The 25,259-nt window shown below is 69.2% G+C and carries 22 protein-coding genes; 11 read left to right on the top strand and 11 right to left on the bottom strand.

Annotation, left to right across the window (positions count from 1 at the left end; translation table 11 throughout):
* Nucleotides 1–144 precede the first annotated feature (144 nt).
* From DELCS14_RS01005 to DELCS14_RS00980, 6 genes are all read right to left on the bottom strand, one after another.
* Nucleotides 145–1,017, bottom strand: a complete 873-nt coding sequence (locus tag DELCS14_RS01005; protein WP_013800092.1) for a CoA ester lyase — start codon at nt 1,015–1,017, stop codon at nt 145–147.
* 23 nt (nt 1,018–1,040) lie between these two features.
* Nucleotides 1,041–2,048 (bottom strand): tripartite tricarboxylate transporter substrate binding protein BugD, encoded by a 1,008-nt coding sequence (locus DELCS14_RS01000; protein WP_013800091.1) that lies wholly within the window; start codon nt 2,046–2,048, stop codon nt 1,041–1,043.
* A gap of 103 nt (nt 2,049–2,151) precedes the next feature.
* The gene (locus DELCS14_RS00995) at nt 2,152–3,516 is read right to left on the bottom strand and encodes an MmgE/PrpD family protein (RefSeq protein ID WP_012202139.1); all 1,365 of its coding nucleotides are present in this window, start codon (nt 3,514–3,516) and stop codon (nt 2,152–2,154) included.
* Between the two features lie 41 nt (nt 3,517–3,557).
* A complete protein-coding gene (locus DELCS14_RS00990) occupies nt 3,558–4,760 on the bottom strand; it encodes a CaiB/BaiF CoA-transferase family protein (RefSeq protein WP_013800090.1) in 1,203 nt (400 codons plus the stop codon).
* Nucleotides 4,761–4,771: 11 nt separating this feature from the next.
* Nucleotides 4,772–5,938, bottom strand: coding sequence for an acyl-CoA dehydrogenase family protein (locus tag DELCS14_RS00985; RefSeq protein WP_012202137.1), 1,167 nt, complete (start codon nt 5,936–5,938; stop codon nt 4,772–4,774).
* A gap of 190 nt (nt 5,939–6,128) precedes the next feature.
* Nucleotides 6,129–7,037 carry a MaoC family dehydratase N-terminal domain-containing protein gene (locus tag DELCS14_RS00980; RefSeq protein ID WP_013800089.1) on the bottom strand — a complete coding sequence of 303 codons (909 nt, stop codon included), beginning with the start codon at nt 7,035–7,037 and terminating at the stop codon, nt 6,129–6,131.
* Between the two features lie 207 nt (nt 7,038–7,244).
* Between DELCS14_RS00980 and DELCS14_RS00975 the strand changes: the two genes are divergently transcribed.
* From DELCS14_RS00975 to DELCS14_RS00955, 5 genes are all read left to right on the top strand, one after another.
* On the top strand, nt 7,245–8,162 hold the full coding sequence (locus DELCS14_RS00975) for an SDR family NAD(P)-dependent oxidoreductase (RefSeq protein ID WP_013800088.1): 918 nt from the start codon (nt 7,245–7,247) through the stop codon (nt 8,160–8,162).
* A gap of 171 nt (nt 8,163–8,333) precedes the next feature.
* A complete protein-coding gene (locus DELCS14_RS00970; RefSeq protein WP_013800087.1) occupies nt 8,334–9,227 on the top strand; it encodes a MaoC family dehydratase in 894 nt (297 codons plus the stop codon).
* Between the two features lie 212 nt (nt 9,228–9,439).
* Entirely contained in the window at nt 9,440–10,249 is an 810-nt protein-coding gene (locus DELCS14_RS00965) for an enoyl-CoA hydratase/isomerase family protein (protein WP_013800086.1), read from the top strand.
* On the top strand, nt 10,246–11,547 hold the full coding sequence (locus DELCS14_RS00960) for an acetyl-CoA hydrolase/transferase C-terminal domain-containing protein (protein WP_013800085.1): 1,302 nt from the start codon (nt 10,246–10,248) through the stop codon (nt 11,545–11,547). Before DELCS14_RS00965 ends, DELCS14_RS00960 begins: the two co-directional genes overlap by 4 nt.
* Before the next feature lie 35 nt (nt 11,548–11,582).
* On the top strand, nt 11,583–12,791 hold the full coding sequence (locus DELCS14_RS00955; protein WP_013800084.1) for an acetyl-CoA C-acetyltransferase: 1,209 nt from the start codon (nt 11,583–11,585) through the stop codon (nt 12,789–12,791).
* A gap of 10 nt (nt 12,792–12,801) precedes the next feature.
* On the opposite strand, the gene DELCS14_RS00950 is transcribed toward DELCS14_RS00955, so the two are convergent.
* The 3 genes from DELCS14_RS00950 to DELCS14_RS00940 are packed head-to-tail and all read right to left on the bottom strand — an operon-like array spanning nt 12,802 to nt 16,081.
* Nucleotides 12,802–13,809 (bottom strand): tripartite tricarboxylate transporter substrate binding protein, encoded by a 1,008-nt coding sequence (locus DELCS14_RS00950; protein WP_012202130.1) that lies wholly within the window; start codon nt 13,807–13,809, stop codon nt 12,802–12,804.
* Nucleotides 13,806–14,825, bottom strand: a complete 1,020-nt coding sequence (locus DELCS14_RS00945; RefSeq protein ID WP_043795655.1) for an NADPH:quinone oxidoreductase family protein — start codon at nt 14,823–14,825, stop codon at nt 13,806–13,808. Before DELCS14_RS00945 ends, DELCS14_RS00950 begins: the two co-directional genes overlap by 4 nt.
* A gap of 32 nt (nt 14,826–14,857) precedes the next feature.
* The gene (locus tag DELCS14_RS00940; RefSeq protein ID WP_013800082.1) at nt 14,858–16,081 is read right to left on the bottom strand and encodes a CoA transferase; all 1,224 of its coding nucleotides are present in this window, start codon (nt 16,079–16,081) and stop codon (nt 14,858–14,860) included.
* A 132-nt stretch (nt 16,082–16,213) separates the two neighbouring features.
* Here DELCS14_RS00940 and DELCS14_RS00935 point away from each other — a divergent pair, with 132 nt between their 5' ends.
* From DELCS14_RS00935 to DELCS14_RS00910, 6 genes are all read left to right on the top strand, one after another.
* Nucleotides 16,214–17,176 carry a LysR family transcriptional regulator gene (locus DELCS14_RS00935; RefSeq protein WP_049801469.1) on the top strand — a complete coding sequence of 321 codons (963 nt, stop codon included), beginning with the start codon at nt 16,214–16,216 and terminating at the stop codon, nt 17,174–17,176.
* 155 nt (nt 17,177–17,331) lie between these two features.
* The gene (locus tag DELCS14_RS00930; protein ID WP_013800080.1) at nt 17,332–18,339 is read left to right on the top strand and encodes a tripartite tricarboxylate transporter substrate binding protein; all 1,008 of its coding nucleotides are present in this window, start codon (nt 17,332–17,334) and stop codon (nt 18,337–18,339) included.
* A gap of 14 nt (nt 18,340–18,353) precedes the next feature.
* A complete protein-coding gene (locus DELCS14_RS00925) occupies nt 18,354–19,865 on the top strand; it encodes a class I adenylate-forming enzyme family protein (protein ID WP_013800079.1) in 1,512 nt (503 codons plus the stop codon).
* Between the two features lie 356 nt (nt 19,866–20,221).
* Nucleotides 20,222–21,193 (top strand): tripartite tricarboxylate transporter substrate binding protein, encoded by a 972-nt coding sequence (locus tag DELCS14_RS00920; RefSeq protein WP_013800078.1) that lies wholly within the window; start codon nt 20,222–20,224, stop codon nt 21,191–21,193.
* On the top strand, nt 21,171–21,431 hold the full coding sequence (locus tag DELCS14_RS00915; RefSeq protein WP_013800077.1) for a hypothetical protein: 261 nt from the start codon (nt 21,171–21,173) through the stop codon (nt 21,429–21,431). Before DELCS14_RS00920 ends, DELCS14_RS00915 begins: the two co-directional genes overlap by 23 nt.
* On the top strand, nt 21,415–22,806 hold the full coding sequence (locus DELCS14_RS00910; RefSeq protein ID WP_013800076.1) for an amidase: 1,392 nt from the start codon (nt 21,415–21,417) through the stop codon (nt 22,804–22,806). Before DELCS14_RS00915 ends, DELCS14_RS00910 begins: the two co-directional genes overlap by 17 nt.
* 68 nt (nt 22,807–22,874) lie before the next feature.
* On the opposite strand, the gene DELCS14_RS00905 is transcribed toward DELCS14_RS00910, so the two are convergent.
* Together DELCS14_RS00905 and DELCS14_RS00900 are read right to left on the bottom strand one after the other, a co-directional pair.
* Complete coding sequence (locus tag DELCS14_RS00905; RefSeq protein WP_013800075.1) at nt 22,875–24,005, bottom strand: zinc-dependent alcohol dehydrogenase family protein; 1,131 nt, start codon at nt 24,003–24,005, stop codon at nt 22,875–22,877.
* Nucleotides 24,002–25,228: an ABC transporter substrate-binding protein gene (locus DELCS14_RS00900; RefSeq protein WP_228676837.1), complete on the bottom strand. Its 1,227-nt coding sequence runs from the start codon at nt 25,226–25,228 to the stop codon at nt 24,002–24,004. Before DELCS14_RS00900 ends, DELCS14_RS00905 begins: the two co-directional genes overlap by 4 nt.
* Between the last annotated feature and the right edge of the window lie 31 nt (nt 25,229–25,259).

The following is a 25,259-nucleotide window of genomic DNA, read 5'->3' as shown; positions in this document are numbered from 1 at the left end:
GATCAAGAAACCGCCGTCTCGAAATCAATCGAGTTGGCCAAGCGTATTCGAGGCAGATGGATTCACCATCAGGGAAATCATTGGACTGCTTGCACCAGAATCAGAAAACTCTGAGTGCAAAACGGCCTTTCAGTCTCATTTTTGTCAAGGTCGCGCTGCAGATCTCTGTTGCGCCCAGGCATGGCGCAGCAGCACCTGTTCGGCCTGCTTGAGCACGGGCGCATCGACCATGCGGCCGTCCAGCACGCAGACGCCGCCTCCGGCCTCGGCCAGGGCCTGGCGCAGGCGCTGCGCGTGGGCCACGGCCGCTGCATCGGGGTCGAATACGGCGTGCAGGGGCTGCACCTGGGCCGGGTGGATGCACAGCTTGCCGCCAAAGCCCATGCGCCGCGCGCGTGCCGCGTCCTGGGCCAGCCGCTCGGGGTTGCGCGTGTCCACCGTCACGCCGTCCACGGCCGCGCCGATGCCGGCGCGGCGCGAGGCCAGGACCAGGGCCATGCGCATGGGCAGCAGCTCTTCCTCGCCCTGGTCGCAGGCCATGCCCGCATCGACCTGGAAGTCCAGGTGGCCGAAGGCCAGGCGCACCACCTGGGGCGCGGCAGCCAGGGCGTCGGCCGCGTCCAGGCCGGCCACGCTTTCGATGAGGGGCAGCACGGCCGCCCGTGCGCCTGCAGCCTGGGCCACCGCATGCAGGGTCTGGACGCGCTCGGCCTTGGAGACCATGGCGCCGGCCACGCCCTGCTCCACCAGCTGCGCCAGCGCGCGCAGGTCATCCGCATGCCAGGGCGTGCCTTCGGCGTTGATGCGCACCAGCAGGCGGGCACGGGCCGGGCCTTCCAGCGCACCCACGGCCTGGGCCAGCGCCTGGCGGGCGCCGTCCTTGTCGGCCGGGGCCACGGCATCCTCCCAGTCGGCGATGACCATGTCGGCGCCGCTGTCCAGGGCCTTGCCCAGGCGCTCGGGCCGCGTGGCGGGGACGAAGAGAAAGGAAGTGGCCTGTCGCGCCAGATCGTGCATGCGGATGTCCTTGGGAGAGCGGTTTATTCGGCCGAGACGCCTGCGGCCTTGATGACCTTGTCCCAGCGCGCCACCTCGGCCTGCAGGTGGGTGCGCAGGCCTTCCGGCGTGGCCTTGTCGGGCGTGACCAGGTCAGAGCTGAGTTCGGCGATGCGTTTCTTGACGTTCTCGTCCTTGATGGCCACGTTCAGCGCCTTGTTGATGGCCATGACCACTTCCTTGGGCGTGCCCTTGGGCGCGTACATGCCGTGCCAGACCTTGACGTCGAAGCCCTTGAGGCCCTGCTCGTCCAGCGTGGGGATGTCGGGCAGCGAGGACAGGCGCTTGGGCGTGGTCACGCCGAAGACCTTGGCGCGCTGGCCGTCCTTGATCACGGGCACGGTCTGCGTGGTCTGGTCGCACAGCAGGTCCACCTGGCCGCCCATGAGGTCGTTCATGGCCGGGCCTGCGCCCTTGTAGGGCACGGTGGTGAGCTTGACGCCCGCCTGGTGCATGAACAGCATGCCGCACAGCTGGGAGACGGCGCCGATGCCGGCATTGGCCAGCGAGACCTTCTCCTGGTTCTTCTTCACGTAGTCCAGCAGCTCGGCAAAGTTGTTGGCCGGGAAGTCCTTGCGCGACAGCAGGGTCATGGGCACGTCCAGCACCTGGCCGATGTACTCGAAGTCCTTGAGCGGGTCATAGGGCAGCTTCTTGTACAGCGCAGGCGCCGTGGCCATGCCCATGTGGTGGATGAGGATGGTGTAGCCGTCGGCCTTGGCCTTGGCCACGCGGTTGGGCGCAATGGTGCCGCCCGCTCCCACGGTGTTCTCGACCAGCACGCTCTGGCCCAGCACCTGGCCCATGGGCACGGCCAGCAGGCGCGCCACCACATCGGTGGGGCCGCCAGCGCTGTAGGGCACGACGAGGACGACGGGCTTCTCGGGCCAGGCCGCGGCCAGGGCGCCGGTGGTCGTCCCGCCGGCGGCAAGGGCGCAGGCGGCGGCCGCTGCGTAAACGAGGCGGCGGCGGAAAGAAGTGGTGCGTTGCATGGTTTGTCTCCTGTGCACTTTGGTGGAAGCGGGAGGCGCTCTGTGGTGGCGCCTTTCCCATGGATTCGCCGGCCGGGGCCGGCGCGAAAACTCAGTCAAAAACTCAGTCAAGCAGGCGCTGCACGCGCGGCCAGTGCGCGATCTGCCACAGCCGCGCTACAGCGGCCTGGGCGGGGTCGTCCTGCAGGGCACCGCCATAGGCGATCAGTCGCAGCGCCTTGGCCGTGATCTCCTCGCGCGACAGCGTGTTGCCCGGATCGCCCTTGGGCTCTTCCACACGGCCGTGCAGCGTGCGGCCATCGGTGGTGAGCACGGTGACCTTGCCGATCCAGCGCTGCGGGTAGGCGGCATCGACCTCGGGGTCCAGCACCATGCCCACCTTCTCGCGCAGGGCCACGGTGGTGGCGGCCAGGTATTCGTTGTCGAACTCGTCCAGGCCCGCATGGCCGTGGCGCGCGGCCAGCGCCAGCACCGTGCCCATGGAGAACTTGCTCTGGTGCACCGTACCGGGATCGACCACGGGGCCCAGCACGTCGATGGCGCCCTGGTGCACGTGGCAGGTGACCTGCGCCAGGTCGGCGGGGGCCAGGCCGTGGTCCTGCATGACCTGCAGCAGCGCGTCGGCGGCCGGGTGCGTGTGGCGGCAGGAGGCATGCCATTTGAACGATGTCTCGGCCGTGGCCCAGCGTGTGCCGATGCCGTCCGTGAGGCGCGTGGGATCGGCGTCCGTGGACATGCCTGCCGCCAGGCCCTGCGGCCCGGTGAAGATGTCCTGCGCACCGGTGAATCCGTCCCGGGCCAGATAGGCCGACATCAGGCCCGCAGCGGCCGCATGCGCCGTGTGCAGCTGCTTGCTGTCGGCGCCCGTGCGCAGAAACTCCCACAGCCCTGCCGACTGCGTGCCGGCCGAGCCGAAGGCATGCTGCATCTGCGCGGGCGTGAGGCCCAGCAGCCGGCCCACGGCGGCCGCGGCGGCCAGGGTGCCGGCCGTGGCCGTGGTGTGGAAGATGCGGTAGTGGCTGCGGCCCAGGAACTCGCCCACGCGGATGCCGACCTCATAGCCGGCCACGCAGGCGGCCATGAGTTCGGCGCCGCTGGCACCGATGCTCTGCGCCACGGCCAGCGCGGGCGGGAAGACCACGGCGGCGGGGTGGAAGACCGAGCCGTTGTGCACATCGTCCTGCTCGGCCACATGCGAGGCCGCAGCATTGGCCAGGGCCGCCATCATGGGCGAGGTGGTGTCGGCACTGCCCAGGATCTCGCTAGGCCCCTGCGCCGGCCCCTGGGACAGCGCAAAGCGCGTGATGCTCTGCACAGGGCGCGCGCCCTGGCCTGCCAGCACGGAGCCGAACCAGTCCACCCAGAGGTCTTCGGCGCGCTGCTGAACGGCGGCGGGAACGTCGTCCCAGCGCAGCGAGGCAGCAAATTGGGCCAGAGGATGGATGCTCACTTGGGTGTCGTTTTTCATGGGTTGGGTCTCCGGCGCATTCTTGGGCATGCGCCCTGGTTTCAGGGGGCGGTTTTTCCCGGGGGCGGGCACAGGGCACTGATGCGCTCGGCGCTCCAGCCCAGCTCGGCCAGGATGGCGGCGCTGTGCTCGCCCACGGCGGGCACAGCCTCCATGCGGTAGTCGAAGGCGCTGTTGGCACCGGGGGGCAGCAGGGCCTGCACCGGACCGGCCGGCGTGTCCACGCTGCACCAGCGCTGGCGCGCGGCCAGCTGGGGATGGGCCCACAGGCCGGCCATGTCGTTGACGCGCGCATTGGCAATGCCGGCCGCATCCAGCCGCTGCACCACCTGGGCAGCATCCAGCGCGTTGAACACGCCCAGGATCAGCGCGCGCAGCTCCTCGCGGTTGGCGTTGCGGCGCGCATTGCTGTCGAAGCGCGCATCCGTGGCCAGCGCGGGCTGCAGCAGCACCTGTTCGCAAAAGAGCTTCCACTCGCGTTCGTTTTGCAGGCCCAGCATCACCGTCCCCCCGTCACCGGCCTCGAAAGGCCCGTAGGGATAGATGCTGGCGTGCGAGGCGCCGGTGCGCGGCGGCGGCGGCGCGCCGTCGAAGGCGTAGTACATGGGGTAACCCATCCACTCGCCCAGCGCCTCCAGCATGGACACGTCGATGTGGCTGCCCTCGCCCGTGCGCCCGCGCAGCAGCAGGGCCGACAGGATGTTGGTGTAGGCATACATGCCGGCCGCGATGTCGGCCACCGAGATGCCGGCCTTGGACGGCACCTCGGGCGTGCCCGTGACCGAGAGAAAGCCCGCCTCGCTCTGGATCAGCAGGTCGTAGGCCTTCTTGTCGCGGTAGGGGCCGTCTGCGCCGTAGCCGCTGATGTCGCAGACGATGAGGCGCGGAAAGCGCTCGCGCAGCGCCGCATAGGACAGGCCCATGCGCGCGGCCGCGCCGGGCGCCAGGTTCTGCACCAGCACGTCGGCACCCTCCAGCAGCTGCAGCAGCGCCTGCATGGCCTCGTCCTGCTTGAGGTCCAGCGCCAGGCTCTGCTTGCTGCGGTTGATCCAGGTGAAGTGCGAGGACTGGCCCTGCACGCGCTGGTCATAGCCGCGCGCAAAGTCGCCGCTGCCGGGCCGCTCGACCTTGATCACGCGCGCGCCCAGGTCGGCCAGCTGGCGCGTGCAAAACGGTGCGGCCACCGCATGTTCCAGCGAGACGACGGTGGTGCCGTCCAGGGGCCTCAGGCGTTGCTGTGTCATGCGCAGTGCCTTCAGAAAGAACGCGGGAGACCGAGGATGTGCTCGGCCACGTAGGAATAGATCAGGTTCGTGGAGATCGGCGCCACCTGGTACAGGCGCGTCTCGCGGAACTTGCGCTCCACGTCGTATTCGCAGGCAAAGCCGAAGCCGCCGTGGAACTGGATGCAGGCATTGGCCGCCTCCCAGCTGGCCTTGGCCGCCAGGTACTTGGCCATGTTGGCCTGGGCGCCCATGGCCTGGTTGGCGTCGAACATCTCGCAGGCCTTCCAGCGCATGAGGTTGGCGGCCTCGACCTCGATGAAGGCATCGGCAATGGGGAACTGCACGCCCTGGTTCTGGCCGATGGGGCGGCCGAACACATTGCGGTCGCGCACGTAGTTGGTCACGCGGTCCAGGAACCAGTAGCCGTCGCCAATGCATTCGGCCGCAATCAGCGTGCGCTCGGCATTGAGGCCGTCGAGGATGTACTTGAAGCCCTTGCCTTCCTCGCCGATCAGGTTCTCCTCGGGAATTTCCAGGTTCTCGAAGAACAGTTCGTTGGTCTCGTGGTTGACCATGTTGGGGATGGGGCGCACGGTCAGGCCGCTCTTCTGGGCCTCGGCCAGGTCCACCATGAAGATGGACATGCCCTCGCTCTTTTTCTTCACCTCGGCCAGCGGCGTGGTACGCGCCAGCAGGATCATCCAGTCGCTGTGCTGCACGCGGCTGATCCAGACCTTCTGGCCGTTGACCACGTAGCGGCCATCCTTCTTGACGGCGCTGGTCTTGATCTTGGTGGTGTCCGTGCCCGTGGTGGGCTCGGTCACGCCCATGGACTGCAGGCGCCATTCGCCCGAGGCGATGCGCGGCAGGTATTTCTCCTTTTGCGCCTGCGAGCCGTGGCGCAGCAGCGTGCCCATGTTGTACATCTGGCCGTGGCAGGCGCCCGAGTTGCCGCCGCAGCGGTTGATCTCTTCCATGATCACGCTGGCCTCGGTCAGGCCCAGGCCCGAGCCGCCGTACTCCTGCGGGATCAGCGCGGCCAGCCAGCCCGCCTTGGTCAGCGCGTCCACGAAGGTCTCGGGATAGGCGCGCTGCTCGTCGATCTTGCGGAAATACTCGTCAGGGAACTCGGCGCACAGCGCACGGATGGCGTCGCGGATTTCGGGGAAATTGTTGGAAAGCGTGTGTTCGATCATGGTGGTCTCAAGGCTTTATGGTCAGCGCCTTCACAGCGCGGAATGTGTTGAATACCAATTCAGTTATCGCAGCGGGAGCCAAAGCCGGCGCCGCCCAAAGCAAGGGACACCGAGGAAGGGCCGCCCCGCACCGAGGGTGTCGTCCCCCTCCCCCGCGAAGCGGGTAGAGAGGGGGAAGGCGCGAAGCGACTCAGGGGGAGACACTTGCCGTGCCGGTCATGGTCAGCCAGCCCTCGTGGTCTTGCGCCCAGAGTTCGACGGTCTTGCCGTCTGCAGAAGGCTTGCCGTGCACGCTGAAGGCATGCAGGTCGAAGGTGGGGCGCACGGCCTTGAACTCGAAGGACAGCACGCGCGCCTGGGGCAGCTCGCGGCGCAGCAGGTCCAGCAGCAGCGTGGCGATCAGCGGGCCGTGCACGATCAGGCCCGGATAGCCCTCCACGCCCGTGACGTAGCGGCGGTCGTAGTGGATGCGGTGGCCGTTGAAGGTCAGGGCCGAGTAGCGGAACAGCAGCACGTCGTCGGGAACGATGGTGCGCGACCAGGCTTGCTGGCCGTCCAGCGGCGGCTTCTGCGGCGTGGGCGCGGGATCGCCGGGCTGGGCAGCGGCGCGGTAGACGATGTCGTGCTCCTCGGTCAGCGCCAGGCCCTGGTCGTTGCTGTAGGCATGCTCGACCAGCACGAACAGCAGCTCGCCCGAGCGGCCGCTCTTGTGGCTGACCGAGCCGATGGTGGAGCGGCGCTGCACCTTCTGGCCCACCTGCAGCGCGTTGCCTGCCTCCCAGCGCAGGCGCCCGCCGGCCCACATGCGGCGCGGCAGCGGCACGGGCGGCAGAAAGCCGCCACGGCGCGGGTGGCCGTCGGGGCCGAGCTCGCTTTGGCGTGCATGGGGCAGGAAGTACATCCAGTGCCACAGCGGCGGCAGCGCCGTGCCGTCGGCGGGCTCAGGGTCTTCCCGGTCCAGCGTGGCCGACAGCGCGGCCACGGGCGCGGCCGTGATGCTGTCTGCCAGGGTTTCGCTGCGGCCCTGCCAGGACTGAAGGTGCGCCAGCGCGGCGGCGTCGAGGGTGTCGGTAGCTTGCTTGTCTGTCATGGCCGCCATGGTCGGTGCAAGCGCGGCGGCCCGCAATCCGCGTTTTCTTAAGCAAGCCTTTGGCCGCGCTGAAGGCTGGGCCGGCGCGGCCTGTCCGCCCCTGCTTTCATTCCCGCGAAGTCCGCCCTTGTGATTGGCGAATGGCGCGGCCCGGCGTTTGCCGGCATCCTTGGTCCCGACTTCTTTCCAACGAACACTGAACGGGGACGACAGGCCATGGCGCAGAAAATGATGCAGGACAAGGTAGTGGTGGTGACGGGTGCCGGCGGCGGTATCGGGCGCGACATGGCGCTGGCCATGGCGGCCGAGGGCGCCAAGGTGGTGGTCAACGACATCGGCACCTCCACCACGGGCGAGGGCACGGACGCCGGCCCGGCCCAGAAGGTGGTCGATGAGATCAAGGCCGCAGGCGGCCAGGCCGTGGCCAACACCGACAGCGTGGCCGAGGCCGCCAGCGCGGGCCGCATCGTGCAGTGCGCCGTGGACAGCTTCGGCCGCATCGACGGCGTGGTCAACAACGCCGGCATCCTGCGCGACCGGTTCTTCCACAAGATGAGCCTGGACGAGTGGGACGCCGTCATCAAGGTCCACCTGTACGGCAGCTACTACATGAGCCGCGCGGCCGCCAACCATTTCAAGGAGCAGGAAAGCGGCGCCTTCGTGCACATGACCTCGACCTCGGGCCTGATCGGCAACCTGGGCCAGGCCAACTACAGCGCGGCCAAGCTGGGGCTGACGGCCCTGTCCAAGTCCATCGCGCTGGACATGCAGAAGTTCAACGTGCGCTCCAACTGCATCGCGCCGTTCGCCTGGAGCCGCATGATCGGCTCCATCCCCACCGACACGCCCGAGCAGCAGGCGCGCGTGGCCAAGATCCAGCAGATGACGCCCAACAAGATCGCCCCGCTGGCCGTCTACCTGCTGTCCGACGCGGCCCGCGACGTGAACGCCCAGGTCTTCGCCGTGCGCAACAACGAGATCTTCGTCATGAGCCAGCCGCGCCCGCTGCGCTCGGTGCACCGCAGCGAGGGCTGGTCGCCCCAGTTCATTGCCGAGCACGGCATGCCTGCGCTCAAGGCGTCGTTCGTGCCGCTGGACCGGTCCGCCGACGTGTTCAGTTGGGATCCTATCTAGAAAAGCACCCCCTGAGCGGCTGCGCCGCTTCCCCCTCTCTCGCTTCGCGGGAGGGGGACGGCGCCCTCGCCGCGAGGCGGCTCTTGCTCGGCGCCCCTGGGTTGGGGTGCGCCGGTTTTGAAGGCTGTTGGTATTGCGCCAGCGCAATCAATTACCGAGATGACCCGTTCCATGACCATTCGCTACGACCACCTGAAACAGCGCCCCTTCGAGCCCGTGCGCCAGCACTATGGCGAACGCGACACCATGCTCTATGCGTTGAGCCTGGGCCTGGGCAGCGATCCGCTGTCGGATGCGGCCCTGCCCTTTTTCTACGAAGGGGCGCCCGGCGGGCTGCGCGCCCTGCCCTCGCAGGCCGTGGTGCTGGGCTACCCGGGCTTCTGGGCGCGCGAGGCCGATACGGGCATCGACTGGGTGAAGCTGCTGCATGGCGAGCAGCGCATGCGGCTGCACCGCCCGCTGCCGGCCAGCGCCGACGTGGTGGGCCACAACCGCATCACGCATCTGACGGACAAGGGTGAGGGCAAGGGCGCCATCATGGTCACCGAGCGGCGCCTGGAGACCGCCGGGGGCGAGCTGCTGGCCACCGTGCAGCAGGTCAGCTTTCTGCGCGGCGATGGCGGCTACAGCCTGCTGGACGGCGGCCAGCCCAGCGACGCGCCCCTGGCGCCGCTGCGCCCCACGCCGGAGGACCGCGCGCCCGACTTCACCGACACCCAGGCCATACGCCCCGAGGCCGCGCTGCTGTACCGCCTGATGGGCGACTACAACCCGCTGCATGCCGACCCGGCCGTGGCGCGCAAGGCCGGCTTCGAGCGGCCCATCCTGCATGGCCTGGCCAGCTACGGCCTGGTGGCCCATGCCGTGCTGCGCCAATGCGGCGACCGCAATCCCGCGCGCCTGAAGGCGCTGGATGTGCGCTTCACCGCGCCCGTCTATCCCGGCGAAACCCTGGTCACCGAGATCTGGCGCACGCCCGACCAGCCCTGCCAGCTGCAACTGCGCGCCCGCGTGCTCGAACGCGACAAGGTCGTGCTGAGCCACGGCTACGCCGAACTCGCTTGAATGGATCACCCCCTGAGTCGCTGTGCGCCTTCCCCCTCTCTCGCTTCGCGGGAGGGGGACGACACCCTCGCTGCTGGGCGGCGCGGCCGGCCCAGGCCCTTGCTCGGTGTCCCTGGCTTGGGACATGCCGATTTGGACGCCTCGTCAAAGGTGCGCATAGGAGCAAGCAAGACATTCCAGCTTTTGATCTCAAAGAATCCAACCTCGGCACCATGACTACATCACCTGAAACCTCCCCCGTATTGACCTCCGTCCAGGACGGCATAGGCACGATCACGCTGAACCGGCCCGAGGCCCGCAACGCGCTCAACCAGGCCATGCGCCCGGCCCTGGCCGCCGCCGTGGCGCAGATGCGCGATGACGCGCAGGTGCACACCGTCATCCTCACGGGCGCGGGCGGCGCATTCTGCTCGGGCGGCGACATCAGCCAGATGATGGATGCCAGCCAGGCCGGCCTGCCCTGGCGCCAGCGCATGCGCAGCCTGCACCAGTGGTTTCCCGAGCTGGTCAACCTCGAAAAGCCCGTGATCGCCGCCGTGGACGGCCCGGCCTTCGGCGCGGGCCTGAGCCTGGCGCTGGCCGCCGACTTCGTGCTGTGCACGCGGCGCGCGAAGTTCTGCGCCGTGTTCGGCCGCATCGGCCTGGTGCCCGACCTGGGCGCCATGCACATGCTGCCGCGCATCGTGGGCCTGCAAAAGGCCAAGGAGCTGGTCTTCACCGCGCGCACCGTGCAGGCCGAGGAAGCCAGGTCGCTGGGCATGGTCTACGAGATCGTGGAAGACGGCGAGGCCCTGCAGGCCGCCGCCGTGGCACTGGCGCGGCGCTTCGGCGAGGCATCCACGGCCGCCATCGGCATGGCCAAGACGGCCATGAACCAGGCCTTCGAGCTGGACGCACGCGCCATGGCCGAGCTGGAAGCCTATGCCCAGACGATGTGCCGCGGCTCCGACTACCACCAGGAGGCGGTGCAGCGCTTCAAGGACAAGCAGCCCACGCGCTTCGACTGGGACCGCGCGCCATGAGCGTGCTGTCGCCGGACGCCCTGCAAGAAAGGCTGCAGGCCCTGATCCGCCCCGGCGACACCCTGTGGTGGGGCCAGGCCACGGCCGAGCCGCTGACGCTCACGCGTGCCGTGGTCGCGCAGCGCCATGCACTGGCCCGGCACGGTGGCCAGGGCCGGCTGCGCGTCTTCGTGGGCATGGGCGCATCGGACACGCTGCAACCTGCGCATGCCGACGCCATCGACTTCTTCGGCTACGCGGCCGGCGGCCCCCACCGCGCGCTGGCCCAGGCGGGCGTGCTGGACATCCTGCCCAGCCACTACTCCCACCTGCCCGGCCTGATCGACGAGGGCCTGCTGCCTGCCGACGTGGTGCTGCTCCAGGTCTCGCCACCCGATGCACAAGGCCGCTACAGCCTGGGCCTGGTCCATGAATACCTGCCGGCCGCCATACGCAAGGCACGCGTGCTGATCGGCGAAGTCAACCCCGCCATTCCGTGGACGCACGGCAGCCTGCACCTGCAGGCCGGCGACTTCGCCCTGCTGGTCGATGCCGAACACCCTCCGCTGGACCAGGCGCGCAGCGCGCCCGGCCCTGCCGAGCAGGCCATTGCCGGCCATGTGGCCGCCCTCATCGAAGACGGCGCCACGCTGCAGGTGGGCGTGGGCAACCTGCCCGAGGCCGTGCTCGCCGCGCTGCACGGCCACCGCGACCTGGGCCTGCACAGCGGCGCCGTGGGCGACGGCATTGCAGCCCTGGCCGAAGCCGGCGTGCTGACCCACGCGCGCAAGAGCCAGGACCGCGGCGTGGGCATCGGCGGCATCCTCATGGGCGGCGAATCGCTCAGGCGCTGGGCCCACCGCAACCCCGCCCTGCAGCTGCGCGAGACGCGCTACACGCACGACCCCGAGGTGCTGGCCGCCAGCCACCGGCTGGCCGCCATCAATTCGGCGGTGGAAGTGGACCTCACGGGCCAGATCAACTCCGAGGTGGCGGGCGGCGTCTACGTGGGCGCCGTGGGCGGCGCCGTGGACTTTCTGCGCGGCGCGGCACGCAGCCGCGGCGGCCTGCCCATCATCGCCCTGCCCGCCACGGCCAGGGGTGCCACGCGCATCGTTGCGCGGCTGTCCGGCCCCGTCAGCACGCCGCGCAGCGATGCCGGCCTCATCGTCACCGAACACGGCGTGGCCGACCTGCGCGGCCAGACGCTGTCGCGCCGCGTGAAACGGCTGATCGACATCGCGGCACCGGAGCACCGCGCCGACCTGGAACAACAGGCACATACCCTGCTGCGCCAATGCGGCGCAGCCTTTTCCTGATCCACTGATCCACTGATTCCCAAGGAGACAACACCATGCGCAGAGCCGCCATCGTCACCCCCCTTCGCACGCCCGTGGGCACCTTCGGGGGCAGCCTGCGGCCGGTATCGGTCGAGGAGCTGGCCGCCACCACGGTGCGCGCCGTGGTCGAGAAAAGCGGCATCGACCCCGCACGCATCGACGACGTGGTCTTCGCCCAGTCCTACGCCAGCAGCGAGACGCCCTGCGTGGGCCGCTGGGCCGCGCTGCAGGCCGGCCTGCCGGTGACGGTGCCGGGCATGCAGCTGGACCGGCGCTGCGGCGGCGGCCTGCAGGCCGTGGCCACGGCGGCCATGATGGTGCAAAGCGGCGCCGCCGACGTGGTGATCGCAGGCGGCGTGGAAAGCATGAGCAACATCGAGTACTACAGCACCGACATGCGCTGGGGTGCGCGCTCGGGCAACGTGCGCTTCTACGACCGCCTTGACCGCGGCCGCGAGCGCTCCCAGCCCGTGGAGCGCTTCGGCAAGATCTCGGGAATGATCGAGACCGCCGAGAACCTGGCGCGTGACTACGGCATCAGCCGCGAGGCAGCCGACGCCTATGCCGTGCGCAGCCACCAGCGCGCCGCCGCCGCCTGGGAGGCGGGCCGCTTCGCCGACGAGATCGTCCCCGTCAAGGTGCCCCAGCGCAAGGGCGACCCCGTGCTGTTCACGCGCGACGAAGGCTTTCGCGCCGACGCCACCACCGACAGCATGGGCAAGCTGCGCGTGCTCATGCCCAATGGAACGGTCACGGCCGGCAACGCCAGCCAGCAGAATGACGCCAGCGCCGCCTGCCTGATCGTGGCCGAGGACCGGCTGGCCGAACTGGGCCTCACCCCCATGGCCACCCTGGTGGGCTGGGCCGCCGCAGGCTGCGAGCCCTCGCACATGGGCATAGGCCCCGTGCCCGCCGTCAAGAAGCTGCTGGCGCGCCTGAACCTCACGCTGGACCAGATGGACCTGGTCGAACTCAACGAAGCCTTTGCATGCCAGGTGCTGTCCGTACTCAAGGGCTGGGAGTGGAACGACCAGGGCGCCATAGACCACAAGCTCAACGTCAACGGCTCCGGCATCTCCCTGGGCCACCCCATCGGCGCCACCGGCGTGCGCATCCTGGCCACCCTGCTGCACGAACTGGAGCGCCGCAAGGGCCGCTATGGGCTGGAGACCATGTGCATAGGCGGCGGCCAGGGGATTGCGGCGGTGTTCGAGCGGGTGTGAGCTTCCCGCCTCAATCCGCCCGCGCCCCCGACGCCTTCACGATCTCTTCCCACTTGCGGGCCTCTGCCTGGATGTAGCGCGCGAACTCGGCGGGCGTGGAGCCCACGGGCTCGGCGCCCAGGCGGCGGTATTGCGCGGCGATCTGGGGTTCGGCAAGCACGCGGCGGGACTCGGTCCACAGTTTCTGCACCACGTCCTGGGGCGTGTTCTTCGGCGCCCACAGTCCGTACCAGGTGCTGGTGCGAAAGCCCGGCATGCCGGCCTCTTCCATGGTGGGCACATCGGGCAGGGAGGACGAGCGACTGGCCGAGGTAACGGCCAGCGCACGCAGCCGGCCCGAGGCGATGAAGGGCATGGCCGAGGGCATGGAGTCGAACATGAGCTGGATCTGCCCGCCCATCAGGTCGGTCAGGGCCGGCGAGCTGCCCTTGTAGGGCACATGCTGCATCTGCGCGCCGGTCTTCAGGCGGAACAGCTCGCCCGACAGGTGCTGTGACGACGCATTGCCGGCCGAGCCGAAGTTCACCTGCCCGGGATGGGCCTTGGCCCAGGCGATCAGCTCCTGCACATTGCGCACCGGAAGCTGGCTGCCCACGACCAGCACCAGCGGGACATCAACCAGCTGCGTGACCGGCTCGAAATCGCGGAAGGCGTCGTAGGGCGCGCTGGCATAGACGTAGGGGTTGATGACGTGGATGGAGGCGTTGACCAGCAGCGTGTAGCCATCAGCCGGCGCCTTGGCCACCAGGGCCGCGCCGACCATGCCGCTGGCGCCGGCCTTGTTGTCCACCACCAGGGGCTGGCCCAGCGCCTCGCCCAGCCGCGTGGTGACCACGCGCCCGACCACGTCGGTAGGCCCGCCGGGTGGATAGGGCACGACGACGCGGATGGGCGCCTTGGGATAGCCCTGGGCCCCGGCGGATGGCTGCGCGCCTGCCGTTCTCCATGCGGCCAGCGCCGCAGCGGCCCCCAGCAGGGTGCGGCGGGAAAGCGCGGGGCCTGTGCGTTGCGTTGTCATACCTTGTCTCCTTGAATGGCGAGTGCGAGCTTGCCGGTCACGTTGCGGCCGTGCAGCGCATCCAGCGCAGCCGGCAGTTCATGCATTTCATAGACCTGGCTGACCTGGGGATGGATGCATCCCCGGGCCGCCCAGTCGAGCAGCGTGGCAATGACGGGCTGCAGCTGCGCCGCGAAGGCCTGGCGCTCATCGGCCGGCGTCCAGCCGATGTAGCGGCCGTAGAAGAAGCCGTGCAGCGTGAGGTTCTTGACCAGCGCCAGGTTCATGGGCACGGCGGGAATGGCGCCGCTGGCGAAGCCCACGCTCAGCAGCTGCGCGTTCTGCGCGGCCGCGCGCAGTGCCTGCAGCAAGAGATCGCCCCCCACGGGGTCGAAAACCAGGGAGGCGCCCCGGCCCTGCGTGGCCTTCTTGACCTGGGCGGCCAGGTCCTGCGGGGTGACTGCCTGGTGCGCACCACGGCGCAGCGCATCGGCGCGCTTGGCCTCGGTACTGGCGCAGGCGATGACCTGCACGCCGGGCGTCTGCCGGGCCACCTCCACCGCCGCGGCGCCCACGCCGGACCCCGCGCCCAGCACCAGCACCACATCGCCTTCCTGCAGGCGCGCGCGCCAGTGCAGGGCCGTGTAGGCCGTGCCGTAGGACAGGGGAATGGGCAGGGCCTGCAGCCAGGGCATGCCCGCAGGCAGGCGGTAGACGGTGGATGCATGCACCACCGTTTCCTGCGCAAAGGCACCCCAGTCGGCAATGAAGGCCACGGCATCGCCGGGCTGCAGGTGCTGCACCGCGCTGCCGCATTCCAGCACGCGCCCCACGCCTTCGGTGCCGGGCACGAAGGGCAGCGGCGGGCGCCGCTGATAGCGGCCCTCGATCAGCAGGCCCGTGGCGTGGCTGACGTTGGCGTAGGCCACGGCGATCCGCGCCTGGTGCGCGCCCAGGGGCTGGCCGGGCCGGTCCATGGACTGCAGGCTGACCACCTCGTGCGGCGCGCCGAATTGATGGCAGACCAGGGCCTGCATGCGGGAGTGCGGGGATGCGGATGCCGGGGCGCTCATGCCATTTCCTCCGCCGCGCACTGGCGCACAACCTCACTGTCTATCAGTTGATCGATCTCCTGCGGCGTGCAGCCGGCCTCGGCCAGGATCTGGCGCGTGTGCTCGCCCGTGCGCGGCGCGGCGCCAAGGGATGCACCGGAGGCTGCTGCGTCTGCCGGCCAGGGTGATGCCGCATACAGCAGCGGCCCGAATCCGGGCTGCGCCAGCGTGGCGAACGATGCGCGGTGCACGGCCTGGGGGTGCGCCACCACGTCGGCCAGCGTGCGCACGCCCGCATGCAGGGCGCCCTGTGCGGCCAGGCGCTGCTCCCAGTGGGCGCGCGGCTGCTGCGCCAGCAAGGCCTGCAGCCCGGCATGCAGGACATGGCGGTGGGCCATGCGGCCCGCATTGGAGGCAAAGCGCGCGTCCTGCAGCCAGTGCGGCAGGTCCAGCGCGCGGCACAGCCGTTCGAACTGGTCGTTGTTCAGGGCCAGCACGGTGATGAAGCCATCGGCCGTGGCGAACACGCCGTTGGGGGCGCTCACGCCTTCGGCGGGCAGGCCGCCGCGCAGCGTGTCTTCGGCCAGCACCGTGGATTGCAGGGCGCAGCAGACCTCGAACAGGTTCAGCTCCACATGGCGCCCGCGCCCGCTGCGCGCCTTGCCCAGCAGGGCCGCCGTGCAGGCCTGTGCCGCGTAGACACCGGCTGCGATGTCGGCCAGCAGCAGGCCCACGCGCTGGGGCTGGCCCTGCGCGTCGCGGTTGCTGGTCATCAAGCCCGTGTCGGCCTGCATGACGGAGTCGGTGGCGGGCCGGTCCGCATACGGCCCCGTGGATCCGTAGCCGCTGATGGAGACGTACACCGGGTCCAGGCCGGCCGCGCGCAGGCTGTCGTAGTCCACGCCCATGCGCTGCACGACCTGGGGGCGGAAGTTCTGCACCACGATGTCGGCCTCGCGCGCCAGCCGCAGCAGCAGCGCGCGCCCCTGGGCCTGGCGCGCATCAATGGCAATGCTGCGCTTGCCCGCGTTGTAGGTGGCAGACAGGCTGCTGTGCCCGTTGCGCGAGATGCCCACGTGGCGCGCCCAGTCGCCTTCGGGCGGATCGACCTTGATCACCTCGGCGCCCTGGCGCGACAGCAGGTGGGTGCAGTAGGGGCCGGCCACGCCCTGGCTCAGATCGAGCACACGGTAGTGCGCCAGGGGCGCCGGCGGCGCGGTTTGCAAAGCTTCTTGGTTCACGGTCTGCGGCCTTTCGCCATGGTTTCCTCCATGCTAGGGAGGCAGGGCAGGCGCCACAATCCTCGCCAGCAGGCCAGGCCTGGTGACCCCCGATCAACAATGGCCGGCCCCGGCCCCGCAAAGAATGCCGAGATGGACCTGAACCTGTGCCGCGTCTTCATCGACATCGCCGAGGCCAAGAGCCTCACGCGGGCGGCCGAGCGCGGCGGCATGACGCGCTCCAACGTCTCGCGCCGGCTGCGTGCGCTGGAGACCGAGATGGGTGCGCAGCTGCTGCGCCGCACCACGCGCAATGTGGAGCTCACCCAGGCCGGCCAGCTGCTGTACCGGCGCTGCCTGGCCATGATGGAGGAGCTGCAGCGCGCCCGCGATGCCATCCACCAGTTGCGCTCCACCGTGAGCGGCGAGGTGGGCGTGCGCGTGCCCACCGGCTTCGGGCATTTCTATCTCAAGCCCCTGATCCTGGGCTTTTGCCGCGAGCATCCCGACATCCGCCTGCGCCTGCTGATCAACGACCAGATGGCCGACCTCGTGGCCTCCAAGGTCGATCTGGCGGTGCAGATCACCTCCGCGCCGCTGGACGATCTGGTGGCCACGCGGCTGTGCGATGTGCGCTGGAACTTCGTGGCCACGCCTGCCTGCCTGCAGGCGCTGGAGCAGTCGCTGGGCCGGCCCCTGCGCGCGCCTGCCGACCTGCTGCAGGCCCGCCTCATCCTGCCGCTGGCCATGGGCGGCAGGCTGGCCTGGCTTGCCGGCAGCGGCGACGATGGCGTCGCCGCTGCCCTCGATGTGCTGCCCTCGCTGCAATCGGGCGACTACCGCCTGCTGTACGACGCCGTGCTGGACGGCCTGGGCCTGGCCCTGCTGCCGGACTACGTGACCTCGGCCGCGCTGGCCGGCGGCACGCTGGTGGCCGTGCTGGACCAGGTGGTGTTCTCCGGCCTGGGCAATGCCATGTACCTGGTGCGCATGCCCGACCGCCAGCCCACCATGGCGGCCCGCGCCTTCCAGCAGTTCCTGCGCGAGGCCATCGTCACCGCCGCACCCAGCTGGCAGGCGGGCGCCGAAGAGGCGGGCGCGGACCTGTCTTCCTAGGACGTCCTAACAGCCGGCAAACCCCGGCTTAGGCAAAAGCAGATTCCCAAGAAGCGCCAGCGTGCGCACCATTGCTTGCATGTCCGGCGCAGACCGGGCGCGCCGCCGTGCAGGCCACGGCAGCGCTTCATTCATTTTTTGCAGGAGACATGCACATGCCCGCCCAACACCGCCGCAAGGCCCTGGCCACCCTGGCCCATGCCCCGCTTCTGGCGTCCCTGGTGACCGCCCTGGCCACCCTGACCGCCCTCCCCGCCGCCGCGCAGGACGCGCAGCCCGTGCGCCTCATCGTGGGCTACTCGGCCGGTGGCCCCGTGGACCAGGGCGCCCGCCTGCTCAGCGTGGCGCTGACCAAGGAGCTGGGCGCCTCGGTGGTGGTGGAGAACAAGCCCGGCGCCAACGCCACCATGGCCGGCAGCGAGGTCGTGCGCGCCAAGCCCGATGGGCTGACGCTGTGGTTCGCGGCCAGCCCCACCATCACCATCAGCCCCAACGTGATGAGCAAGATGTCCTTCGACCCGGCCCGTGACCTCACGCCCGTGGCGCCCGTGCTCAGCTACTACAACGTGCTGGTGGTCAACAACAACGAGCCCTACAAGACCACGGCCGAGCTCGTGGCCTATGCCAAGGCCCATCCGCAAAAGCTCAACTACGGCTCGGCCGGCGTGGGCGGCTCCAACCACCTGGGCGCGCTGCTGTTCGCGCGGCGCAGCGGCATCGAGATGAACCACATCCCCTACAAGGGCAACGCACCGGCCATGACCGACGTGATCGGCGGCCAGCTGAGCATGATGCTGGACATCATCAGCACCGCCAGCACCTACATCCAGAGCGGCAAGGTGCGCGCCGTGGCCGTGACCTCGCCGCAGCGCAATGCCTCGCTGCCCGATGTGCCCACCTTTGCCGAGTCCGGCATCGAAGGCCTCAAGGGCTTCGACGTGGGCGGCTGGTACGGCGTCTACGGCCCCAAGGGCATGTCGCCTGAACTCGTGGCCCGCCTGAACAAGTCCATCAACGCCGCCCTGGCCCAGCCGGAGCTGCGCAAGCGCCTCAAGGAACTGGGCTACGAAGAGTGGACCGGCGCCCCTCAGAAACTGGCCGAGCGCGGTGCAAAAGAACGCGCGATGTGGGCCACCGTCACGCAAGGCATTGTGGTGGACTGAGGGATACGCGGAGCATGAATCAACGAATACACCATCTGCTGGACCGCTGGCTGGCCGAAGCGCCGCAGCGTCCCTTCATCCACCTGCCCGACGGCAGCAGCCTGAGCTTTGCCGACCTGGGCGTGCTGGCAGACACGGCCGAGGCCGAGCTGCGTGCGCTGCAGGTGCGGCCCGGCGACCGCGTGCTGGTGGTGGCCGAGAACTGCCCCGAGCATGCGGCGCTGATCCTGGCCTGCAGCCGCGTGGGCGCCTGGTCCTGCGGCGTGAACGCGCGCATGGCGCCCGGCGAGATCGATGCCTTTGCGGCCAAGGCCGATGCGCGTGTGGTGTATTTCACCTCGGCCGCATCGGACAGCGCCAGCGGCCACGCGCGGCGCTTTGGCGCAGGCGACTCGGCCCTGGCCGGCATGCAGCACAGCCCCGTGCGCGCAGAGGCGATGGCCGAATCCGGTGCGCTGCAGGACGAGGTGGCGGCGCTGATCTTCACCTCGGGCACCACGGGCACGCCCAAGGGTGTGATGGTGGGGCATGACGCGCTGACGCTGTTCGCGCGCGTCTCGGCCGCATCGCGCGGCCTGGGTCCGCAGGACCGCAGCTATGCCTTCGTGCCCATGACCCATATCTTCGGCCTGGGCACGGTGCTGCTGGCCTCGCTGCATGCGGGCGCGCAGATGGTGATGCGCCCGCAGTTCGACCCCGCCGATCTTCTGGATGCGCTGGCCCGCCACGGCATCTCGCAGCTGCAGGGGCCGCCCGCGCTGTACGCGCGCCTGCTGGCCTATCTGCAGGAGCAGGGCATTGCCCACCCGCAAGCGCCTGCGCTGCGCTATGTCTATACCGGCGCAGGCCCGCTGGACCTGACGCTGAAAAAGCGCGTGGAGGCCGCCTTCGGCCAGGCGCTGCACCATGGCTACGGCCTGTCGGAATACGCAGGGTCGGTCCACCTCACACGACAGGGCGAGCAGCGGCCCGACACCAGCGCGGGCTACGTGGTGGAAGGCGCGGAAGTGCGCGCCGTGGACCCGGCCACGGGCCGCAGCCTGCCGGTGGGCGAGCGCGGCGAGCTGTGGATACGCGGGCGCGGCCTGATGCACGGCTACTTCCGCGATGACCAGGCCACGGCCGCCGTGATGCGCGAGGGCGGCTGGTACGCCAGCGGCGACCTGGGCGAGCTGCATGCCGACGGCGCGCTCTTCGTGGTGGGGCGGCTCAAGGAAATGATCATCCGCTCGGGCTTCAACGTCTATCCGGCCGAGGTGGAACTGGCGCTCAACGAGCTGCCCGGCGTGCAGCGCAGCGCCGTGGTCGGGCGGCCCGAGGGCGATGGCAACGAGGAGGTCATCGCCTTCGTCGAGCTGCAGCCCGGCGCCACGCTGGACAGCGCCGCAGCACGCTCCCACCTGCGCGAACGGCTGGCGCCCTACAAGCTGCCCGCCCGCATCGTGCCCCTGGCCGAGCTGCCCACCAGCCCCAACGGCAAGGTGCTCAAGCGCCTGCTGCAGGAACAGGCACTGCGCGTTTCCTGAGCCCGGGCCGCCCAGCAGTTGCGCCGGCCACCGCTGCCGGTGCAACCTTTGTCTTGCCCTGCCCCTTCCCTGCCCCATGTCCGGATGTGCGCACGCGCCACCGCCTTCCGGAACCGGCCTCTGCAGCATGGACGCAACACCCCTACATTGCGCATCCGCAGGCCTTGCACCCCATCCTTCATGATGTAAAACTATGGCACTCAATGTTTCAATAGTTTTAACAAATTCATTATTTTTTCGCCTGCCTTGGCCTTGGCTGCAGTTACCGGATCCATCGTGAGATGCATCCCGGCGTGTCGGCCCGGATCTGCACAGGGCATGCATCCTCACCCCCCGCAACCACATGAATCAAGCCCATGAAAAGAATCCTCAGCCTGTTTCTCGGAGGTATTTTCCTGGTCGCTGCCAGCCTGGTTCATGCGGCCTGGCCAGACCGGCAGATCACGCTGGTTGTACCTTTCCCGGCAGGCGGTGGCACTGATGTCGTGGGGCGCATCATCGCCAAGGAGCTTGCACAACGCCTGCGCGTCAACGTGGTGGTGGAAAACCGCCCTGGCGCCTCGGGCAACATCGGCGCGCGCCAGGTCTCCAAGGCCAGTCCCGATGGATATACGCTGCTGATCTGCACCACGGCCCAGACCATCTCGGGCGCGCTGTACACGCAGGCCGGGTATGACGTGGCCAACGACCTGGAAGCCATCTCCACCATCAACGACAGTCCCCTGGTGCTCATCACACGCCCGGGCCTGCAGCTGTCGTCGGCGCAGGAGCTGATCGAGCTGGCGCGGCGCAGCCCCGGCAAGCTGACCTATGCCACGCCGGGCTATGGCAGCGCGGGCCACATGGCGGCCGAGGCCCTGAGTCTGGCCGCCGACATACGCATGCTGCACATCCCCTACCAGGGCGCCGCGCCCATGATGGCCGACCTGGTCAGCGGCCAGGTCGATATCGCCTTCGACCTGCTGATCACGGCCAAGCAGTATGTGAACCAGGGCAAGGTCAATCGCGTGGGCGTGGCCACGCGCGAGCGCTCGCCCCTCATGCCCGACTGGCAGACGCTCAGCGAGCAAAGCCCGGCCCGGCTCGGCAATTTCAACGAGACCGCATGGAATGTGCTCATGGCACCCAAGGGCACGCCGGCCGCGATAGTGAACGCCATCAATGCACAGATGAAAAATATCCTGGCCGATGAAAAGGTGCAGCGCAAATTCATGGAGCTTGGCAGCATTCCCCTTTGGAAATCCGTGGGCGGCACCAAGGCATTCGTATCCGACGACGCCAGAAAATGGAGAAAGGTGGTCAGTGATGCCGGCATCGCGAAAATCTGAAATACCCCCTTCGCCGCAGAAACTGGCAGGGCCCGATGTCAATGCGCTGCACGAATTGCTCAATGCGCTGAAAAAGCACGGCATCGACATCCCCTTCGAGCGGCTGGGACCCATCCTGGCGGAGCACCAGTTGCTGATGGAGCACCGCGGCCTCGTCAACGAACTGGCGCATGAGGCGGGTCCCTCGCACATCCACACCACCATTTCCCGTCAGAGCAACCATGCGCGGCAGTCCTGAACTTTCCATACGGCAGATGGCCAGCGCGCTGCGCGCCGGCAAGACCACCTCGGAGATGCTGACCCGGGCGGCGCTGGGACGCATCCGCGCCATGGACATCGACATCCATGCTTTCACCAATCTCGATGCCAGCGGTGCCATGGAGGCTGCGCGCAGCGCAGACATGGCGCGCGCCGAAAGCGCCGACCTGCCGCTGCTCCACGGCATTCCCGTGGCCATCAAGGACGTCTACGACGTGGCCGGCCTGCCGACCACCTGCCAGTCCTGGCTGAGCCTGGACTATGTGCCCGAGGAGGATTCCACGCCGGTGCGGCGCCTGCGCGATGCGGGTGCCATCATCCTGGGCAAGCTGGCCACGCACGAGTTCGCCATCGGCGCGCCCAGCCCCGACCTGCCGTTTCCCGCGGCCCGCAATCCCTGGGACCTGGCCCATATTCCGGGCGGATCGTCGTCGGGCTCGGGCGCCGCCATTGCGGCAGGCTTCACGCGGCTGGCCCTGGGCACCTGCACGGGCGGCTCCATCCTCATACCGGCCGCCTGGTGCGGCGCCGTGGGGCTGAAACCCACCTACGGCCGCGTCTCCAAGCACGGCGTGTTTCCGCTGGCCTGGACGCTGGACCACTGCGGCCCGCTGTCGCGCAGCGTGGAGGATGCGGCCATCGCGCTGCAGGTGCTGGCCGGGCACGACCCGCTGGACCCGGCCAGCTCCACCGAACCCGTGGACGACTACTGCACGGGGCTTGAGCAGGGCGTGAAAGGCCTGACCATCGGCGTGCCGCAGGACCACTTCCAGTCCTCGCCCCAGGCGTCGCCCACGTTCCTTTCGGCCTTCGATCGCACGGCCGCCCTGCTGGCCGAGGCCGGCGCCCGTCCCATCCACGTGAGCCTGCCCCACAGTCAGCAGTTCCTGGCGGCCGGCCGCGTCATCCTCAGTGCCGAGATGTTCACCATCCATGCGCAGGACCTGCGCTCGCGCCCGCTGGACTATGGCGAGCTCACGGCGGCGCGGCTGCTGCTGGGCGCCACCGTGTCCTCGGAGGACTACCTGAACGCCCTGCGCGTGCGCCGCATGCTGGCGGCCCGCGTGGACGCGGCCCTGGACCGCTGCGACGTGCTGCTGACCGCCATCACCCTGGATACGGCGCCGCGCTTCGATCCCATGCCGCATTTCCGCCACTGGCCGGTGCAGACCCATGCCTTCAACGTGACCGGGCACCCGGCCATCAGCGTGCCGGTCGGCCTGTCGCCGCAAGGCCTGCCGCTGGCCGTGCAGGTGGTGGGACGCTACTTCGACGAGGCCCGCATCCTGCAGGTGGCCCGGGCCATCGAGCGGCTGACCGGCTGGGAAAACCAGCTGCTGCCCGACGGCACCTGACCGCCGTGCTTGGCTTGGACACAGCCGCAGCAGCAGCCCCGGTCCTCGCTGATCGGCCTGACCTCCTATCAGGCCTCCATGCGGATGATCTGGCGTATGGCCTCGCCACGCGCCAGGCGGTCGAAGCCCTCGTTGATCTGGTCCAGCGTCAGGTGGCCGGTGACCAGGCGGTCCACGGGCAGCCTGCCGGCCGCATGCAGGGCCAGGTAGCGGTCGATGTCGCGGCGCGGCACGCAGCTGCCCATGTAGCAGCCCTTGAGCGTGCGCTCCTCTGCCACCAGGTGCCAGACCGGCAGGCTGATGGCCTGGGCGCTGGAGGGCAGGCCCGCCGTCACGGTCTGGCCGCCGCGCCGCGTGATGCGGTAGGCCATCTCCAGTGCCTTGGCCGAGCCCACCATCTCGAAGGCATGGTCCACGCCGCCGCCCGTCAGCTCGCGCACCTGCTTGACGGCATCCTCGTCGCCGGCATTGACGGTGTCGGTGGCGCCGAAATCGCGCGCCATGGCCAGCTTGTCGGCATTGAGGTCCACGGCCACCACGCGGGACGCGCCCGCCGCCGCCGCGCCCATCACCGAGGACAGGCCCACGCCGCCCAGCCCCACCACGGCCACGCTCTGGCCGGGGCTCACCCTGGCGGTATTGGCCACGGCGCCCACGCCGGTCATCACGGCGCAGCCGAACAGCGCGGCCAGCTCCAGCGGCACCGACTTGTCGATGCGGTGCACGCCGCGGCGCGAGAGCACGGCATGCTCGGCAAAGGCCGAGACGCCGACGAAGTGCGAGATGGGCTGGCCATTGCGCGACAGGCGCCTGGCACCCGACAGCAGCGTGCCCGCCACGCCGGCCTGGCCTGCGGGCTCGCAGAGCACCGGCCGGCCTTCGGCGCAGGGCTGGCAGTTGCCGCAGCCGGGCACGAAGAGCATGACCACGTGGTCGCCCACCTCCAGGTCGGTCACGCCCTCGCCCAGCGCCTGGATCACGCCTGCGGCCTCATGGCCGAGCACGATGGGCGTGTCGCGCGGACGGTCGCCGTTGATGATGGACAGGTCGGAGTGGCACACGCCTGCGGCGGCCACCTTGACCAGCACCTCGCCGGGGCCGGGCGGCGCCAGGTCCACCTCCCAGATCTCCAGCGGGCGGCTGTCGGCATAGGGCGCGGCTGCGCCCGTTCTCGTGAGTACGGCGGCGCGTGTCTTCATGATGTCTTCACCAGCTTGCAGCTGCTCTTGGACAGCGGGCGGAAGGCCTCGTCACCGGGAATGGTGGAAAGCACCTTGTAGTAGTCCCAGGGGTATCTGGATTCCTCGGGCTTCTTGATCTGCACCAGGTACATGTCGTGCACCATGCGGCCGTCCTCGCGCACCTTGCCGTTCTGGGCGAAGAAGTCCTCGATGGGCATCTGCTTGAGCTGGCGCGCCACCGCGTTGCCGTCGTCTCCCTTGGTGGCCTGCACGGCCTTGAGGTAGTTGGTGACGGCCGAGTAGGCGCCCGCATGGATCATGGAGGGCATCTTCTTCATCTTCTCGAAGAAGCGCCGCGACCAGGCGCGCGTGGCCTCGGTGCGGTCCCAGTAAAAGCCCGTGGTCAGCACCATGCCCTGGCCGTAGCGCAGGCCCAGCGCATGCACGTCGTTGATGAACAGCAGGCTGGGCACCAGGGTCTGCCTGGGCGCGATGCCGAACTCGTGCGCGGCCTTGATGGCGTTGACCGTGTCGCTGGTGGCATTGGCCAGGTTGATCACCGAGGCCTTGGACGCCTGGGCCTGCAGCAGGAAGGACGAGAAATCACTGGCGTTGAGCGGATGGAAGGTGGTGCCCACCAGCTTGCCGCCGCCGTCTTTCAGGAAGTCGGTCACATTGGCCGTCATGGCCTTGCCGAAGGCATAGTCCACGCCCAGGATGAACCAGTCCTTCTTGCCCTGGGCCAGGATGCCGCGCACCGCGCCATTGGCCAGCGCATAGCTGTCGTAGGTGTAGTGGATGGCCGTGGGCGCGCAGTGCTCGTTGGTGAGGATGTCCGAGGCGCCGCCGGTGTTGATCACCATCTTGCCGCGCTCACGAGCCAGGTTGTTGACGGCGATGGCGACGGCCGTGTTGTTGATGTCCACGATCAGGTCCACGCCGTCGCGGTCGAACCAGGTGCGCGCATGGGTGGCGCCCACGTCGGCCTTGTTCTGGTGGTCGGCCCAGACCACCTCGATCTTCCTGCCCAGCACCTGGCCGCCGAAGTCGGCCACGGCCATCTTCGCGGCCTCGACGGAGCCGCGCCCCGCCGTGTCCGCATACAGGCCCGACATGTCGCTGAGCACGCCGATGCGCACCACATCGTCCGATATCTGCTGCGCCTGCGCCGCCGCCGTCCACAGCAGGCCAGCGCCCAGCGCGCAGCCGGCAGCGCGCGCCTTGGTCAAGCCGCCTCGCATCAAGCCTTTCCGCATATCCGTCTCCTTGTCT

The organism is Delftia sp. Cs1-4 (assembly GCF_000214395.1).
Taxonomy (GTDB): domain Bacteria; phylum Pseudomonadota; class Gammaproteobacteria; order Burkholderiales; family Burkholderiaceae_C; genus Comamonas; species Comamonas acidovorans.
This window is presented reverse-complemented; position numbering and strand designations above follow the sequence as displayed.

Excerpts from the sequence above, each read along its gene's own strand:
- DELCS14_RS00905 (WP_013800075.1), bottom strand. The coding sequence starts at position 24,005 with ATGAAGACACGCGCCGCCGTACTCACGAGAACGGGCGCAGCCGCGCCC.
- DELCS14_RS00975 (WP_013800088.1), top strand. The coding sequence starts at position 7,245 with ATGGCGCAGAAAATGATGCAGGACAAGGTAGTGGTGGTGACGGGTGCC.
- DELCS14_RS00910 (WP_013800076.1), top strand. The coding sequence starts at position 21,415 with ATGCGCGGCAGTCCTGAACTTTCCATACGGCAGATGGCCAGCGCGCTG.
- DELCS14_RS01005 (WP_013800092.1), bottom strand. The coding sequence starts at position 1,017 with ATGCACGATCTGGCGCGACAGGCCACTTCCTTTCTCTTCGTCCCCGCC.
- DELCS14_RS00900 (WP_228676837.1), bottom strand. The coding sequence starts at position 25,228 with ATGCGAGGCGGCTTGACCAAGGCGCGCGCTGCCGGCTGCGCGCTGGGC.
- DELCS14_RS00925 (WP_013800079.1), top strand. The coding sequence starts at position 18,354 with ATGAATCAACGAATACACCATCTGCTGGACCGCTGGCTGGCCGAAGCG.
- DELCS14_RS00950 (WP_012202130.1), bottom strand. The coding sequence starts at position 13,809 with ATGACAACGCAACGCACAGGCCCCGCGCTTTCCCGCCGCACCCTGCTG.
- DELCS14_RS00930 (WP_013800080.1), top strand. The coding sequence starts at position 17,332 with ATGCCCGCCCAACACCGCCGCAAGGCCCTGGCCACCCTGGCCCATGCC.
- DELCS14_RS00970 (WP_013800087.1), top strand. The coding sequence starts at position 8,334 with ATGACCATTCGCTACGACCACCTGAAACAGCGCCCCTTCGAGCCCGTG.
- DELCS14_RS00915 (WP_013800077.1), top strand. The coding sequence starts at position 21,171 with ATGCCGGCATCGCGAAAATCTGAAATACCCCCTTCGCCGCAGAAACTG.
- DELCS14_RS00985 (WP_012202137.1), bottom strand. The coding sequence starts at position 5,938 with ATGATCGAACACACGCTTTCCAACAATTTCCCCGAAATCCGCGACGCC.
- DELCS14_RS00945 (WP_043795655.1), bottom strand. The coding sequence starts at position 14,825 with ATGCAGGCCCTGGTCTGCCATCAATTCGGCGCGCCGCACGAGGTGGTC.
- DELCS14_RS00990 (WP_013800090.1), bottom strand. The coding sequence starts at position 4,760 with ATGACACAGCAACGCCTGAGGCCCCTGGACGGCACCACCGTCGTCTCG.
- DELCS14_RS00935 (WP_049801469.1), top strand. The coding sequence starts at position 16,214 with ATGGACCTGAACCTGTGCCGCGTCTTCATCGACATCGCCGAGGCCAAG.
- DELCS14_RS00980 (WP_013800089.1), bottom strand. The coding sequence starts at position 7,037 with ATGGCGGCCATGACAGACAAGCAAGCTACCGACACCCTCGACGCCGCC.
- DELCS14_RS00955 (WP_013800084.1), top strand. The coding sequence starts at position 11,583 with ATGCGCAGAGCCGCCATCGTCACCCCCCTTCGCACGCCCGTGGGCACC.
- DELCS14_RS00965 (WP_013800086.1), top strand. The coding sequence starts at position 9,440 with ATGACTACATCACCTGAAACCTCCCCCGTATTGACCTCCGTCCAGGAC.
- DELCS14_RS00920 (WP_013800078.1), top strand. The coding sequence starts at position 20,222 with ATGAAAAGAATCCTCAGCCTGTTTCTCGGAGGTATTTTCCTGGTCGCT.
- DELCS14_RS01000 (WP_013800091.1), bottom strand. The coding sequence starts at position 2,048 with ATGCAACGCACCACTTCTTTCCGCCGCCGCCTCGTTTACGCAGCGGCC.
- DELCS14_RS00960 (WP_013800085.1), top strand. The coding sequence starts at position 10,246 with ATGAGCGTGCTGTCGCCGGACGCCCTGCAAGAAAGGCTGCAGGCCCTG.
- DELCS14_RS00995 (WP_012202139.1), bottom strand. The coding sequence starts at position 3,516 with ATGAAAAACGACACCCAAGTGAGCATCCATCCTCTGGCCCAATTTGCT.